Below are 3560 nucleotides of genomic sequence, written 5' to 3'. Positions count from 1 at the left end.
TTTTATAAAGCTGTGCATATTTTTCCACTATTTTTAAATACGTATTCTTGTCAAACTTGTAAAACCCCAGCCTAAGTCCAAATCTATCTATAAGTGAAAGTTTTTCTTCTAAAATGTCAGAAACTCTGCTGTAATCACTTTCCCTGTCTGAAAATTTAATTGGAACCAAGTTTTTTTTATTAGAAGTAACATAAAAGAGTACATTCTCAGGTATTTCAAAAACACCGCCGTCAATTATTGTTTTAAACTCTTTAAACTCTTTGTCCTCAGCCTCAAAAGACAAATCATCTATAAAAATGATAAATCTATAACTTTCTTTTTCTATTAAAGAGTAAAGTTTAAAAATATTTAAAATATCTTCTTTTAAAACCTGGATTAATTTTAGACCTTTACTGTAAAATATAGGAAGCATAGCCTTTACTAAAGAAGATTTTCCTGTACCTCTTTCGCCCCAAAGAACTGCGTGATTTGCAAGTTTTCTATTTACAAACTTTTCTGTATTTTTTAAAAGCTTTTTCTTTTGATAATCTATACCTTCAAGGATATCTAAATTTATTTTTGAGTAATTCTTTACAGGTTGTAATTTATTGTGATAGAACAAGAATGCATCTGCTTTGCTAAAATCAATATTTTCAATGTTTACATTCTCATCTAATTTGTTATTTATTTTTTCTAAAACTGAATTTAAAAGTCTAAAATCTAATTTTTCCATGAACTATATTATACACCTGCAGGCTGCTATAATTAATATATTCAAATTTTTAGGAGGACTTTAATTGTCAAAAGTTAAAAAAGTTAGAGGATTTCAGGATATTTACGGGGAAAATGCCAAAAAATACAGATATATTTCAGATGTAGCAAGAAAAATATTTGAAAATTACAATTTTGAAGAAATTATACTTCCCTATGTTGAAGATATTTCACTTTTTAAGCGTTCTGTAGGCGAGGCAACAGATATTGTTCAAAAAGAAATGTACGTTTTCACAGATAGAGGTGGAAGGGAAATAGCTTTAAGACCAGAAGGTACAGCTTCTACAGTAAGAGCTTACATTGAAGAAAAAATGTATGCCCAGTCTTCTATTAAAAAACTTTTTTATGAAGGGGCAATGTTTAGATATGAAAGACCCCAGGCAGGAAGATATAGACAGTTCCATCAAATAGGGGCTGAGATTTTTGGAGTATCCTCCCCTTTGGCAGATGCCGAGCTTATAAAAATGGTTTCAGATATTTTAAATACACTTGAGATTCCTACTAGACTTGAAATAAATACCTTAGGTAATTTTGAAGATAGAAAAAACTACATTAAAGCTTTAAAAGAGTTTTTAGAAGAAAGAAAACAGCATTTATGTGAAACCTGTAATATAAGGATTGAAACAAATCCTTTGAGGGTTTTAGATTGTAAAGTTGAAACTTGTAAGGATATAACAAAAGAGGCTCCTTTAATAACAGAATTCCTTTCAGATGAAAGTTTAGAAAGGTACGAAAGAATTAAAGAATATCTAAAAGCATTAAATGTTGAATTTATAGAAAATCCATGTTTAGTTAGAGGGCTTGATTACTACACCCATACAGTTTTTGAATTTATAACAGATAAAATAGGAGCTCAGGGGACAGTTGCAGCAGGAGGAAGATACGATAAACTTGTTGAGCAGCTTGGAGGTCCTCCAACTCCAGCTCTGGGATTTGCTGCTGGTATAGAAAGGCTAATGCTTCTTTTAGAAAAACTTCCGGAAGATAGACCTTTAATTGTAGTAATTCCTATAACAGAAGAGCATAATATTGAAGGTATTTTAACAGCCGATTTGCTGAGGTCAAACAAATTTAGAACGGAACTTATTATGAAAGAAGGAAGTTTAAAATCTAAAATGAAATTGGCAAATAAACTTGGTGCAAGTTATGTGGTTTTTGTTAGTGATAAATGTGAGCTAAAGGACATGACAACAGGAGCTCAGGAAGTATTTGAAAATATAGAAGATTTAATAGAAGTTCTTAAAGTTAGGTTATAAATCTTAGTATTGCATTATAAAATTTTTCCCATATATTACCCCCAAAATAAAATTGGGGGTTTTTAACTATGGAAGCACTGGCATGGATGTCTGAAAAAAAGGAAAATGGAAAAGTACTTTGTAAGGCATGCAGTCAAAGATGTGTTTTAGATATAGGTGAAATTGGCATATGCGGGATTAGAAAAGTAAAAGAAGATGGAAATTTATACTTAACAACTTATGGACTTGCTGCGGCTTATAATGTTGACCCTATTGAGAAAAAACCTCTTTATCATTTCTTGCCAAACACACCAATATTTTCACTTGGAACTGTAGGATGTAATATGCATTGTTATTTTTGCCAAAATGCGGATATTTCTCAATATCCTCAAGAAAATAACGGAAAAGTTTTTGGTGCTAATTTAATGCCAGAAACTATTGTTAATTTCTGCGTAGAAAATAACATTCCATCAATAGCCTACACTTACAATGAACCTGTCGTTTTCTTTGAGTATGCTTATGACACTATGAAACTTGCAAAAGAACACGGTATTAGAAACGTATTTGTATCATCTGGTTATGAAACTAAAGAAGCACTTGATACCCTTGCACCTTACCTTGATGCAATGAATATAGACTTAAAAGCTTTCAATGATAAGTTTTACAGAGAAATTGTTGGGGCAAGATTAAAGCCAGTTTTAAAAGCTATAGAGCATGCTAAAGAACTTGGGATATGGGTTGAATTAACAACGCTTATAATTCCAGGGCATAATGATGATGAAAAAGAGCTTAGAGAAGCAGCAAAATGGATTGCATCACTTGATAAAAATATGCCATGGCATTTATCCAGATTTTTCCCTGCATGGAAAATGAAGGATGTTCCTCCAACACCTATTGAAACAATTAAAAAAGCTTATGAAATAGGAAAAGAAGAAGGTCTAAACTATGTTTATGTTGGAAACTTTGATGATGAAGATAGGGAATCTACTTACTGTCCAAACTGTGGATACAGAGTTATTGATAGAAGAGGTCATTTGGGACAGTTTGTAATCAATCATCTTGAAGATGGAAAATGTCCTAAATGTAAAACTGAAATTGCAGGGGTCTGGAAGTAATTATCTTCCACCCCTTAGTTTTCTTAAATGTTCTTTAAATGTTTTTGAAAAAATATGTTTTTTCCCATCTTTTGTAAAATAATACAAATAATCAGTTTTTAATGGATTTTGAACAGCTTTAAAGCTTTCTTTTGAAAATGAAGATATAGGAGAAGGAGGAAGTCCATATATTTTATAAGTGTTAAATGGACTTTCTATTAGATAATCTTCTTTTGAGAGTTTACCATTCCATATATTTTTTAATTTTTTCGCATAAATTACAGATGCATCTATCTGAAGAGGCATTCTTATCTTTAATCTTTTGTAAATAATTCCGGCTATAATTCTTTTTTCATTAAAATCTGAAGTTTCTTTTTCTATCAAAGAAGCTATTATCATTTTTTGATAAAAATTTTCATTATTTAAATTTCCAGATGGATATATTTTCTTAAATCTCTTTATAAAAGCATAAAATAACCTT

At 30.6% G+C, this 3560-nt stretch carries 4 protein-coding genes; 2 read left to right on the top strand and 2 right to left on the bottom strand.

Translation table 11 applies throughout. The features are described from left to right. A partial coding sequence (locus HG1285_RS05290; RefSeq protein WP_008288430.1) for a DUF815 domain-containing protein occupies nt 1-712 on the bottom strand: 712 nt, incomplete at its 3' end. A gap of 64 nt (nt 713-776) precedes the next feature. Here HG1285_RS05290 and hisS point away from each other — a divergent pair. Then, the gene (hisS, locus tag HG1285_RS05295; protein WP_008288429.1) at nt 777-2006 is read left to right on the top strand and encodes a histidine--tRNA ligase; all 1230 of its coding nucleotides are present in this window, start codon (nt 777-779) and stop codon (nt 2004-2006) included. A gap of 68 nt (nt 2007-2074) precedes the next feature. Then, nucleotides 2075-3100, top strand: coding sequence for an AmmeMemoRadiSam system radical SAM enzyme (amrS, locus tag HG1285_RS05300; protein ID WP_008288428.1), 1026 nt, complete (start codon nt 2075-2077; stop codon nt 3098-3100). On the opposite strand, the gene mltG is transcribed toward amrS, so the two are convergent. Next, nucleotides 3101-3560, bottom strand: a 460-nt coding sequence (gene mltG / locus HG1285_RS05305) for an endolytic transglycosylase MltG (RefSeq protein ID WP_008288427.1), incomplete at its 5' end; no start/stop codon positions are given.

The organism is Hydrogenivirga sp. 128-5-R1-1 (assembly GCF_000171895.1).
Note: the sequence above shows the minus strand (reverse complement) of the source record. Positions and strands in the feature narration are given on the sequence as shown.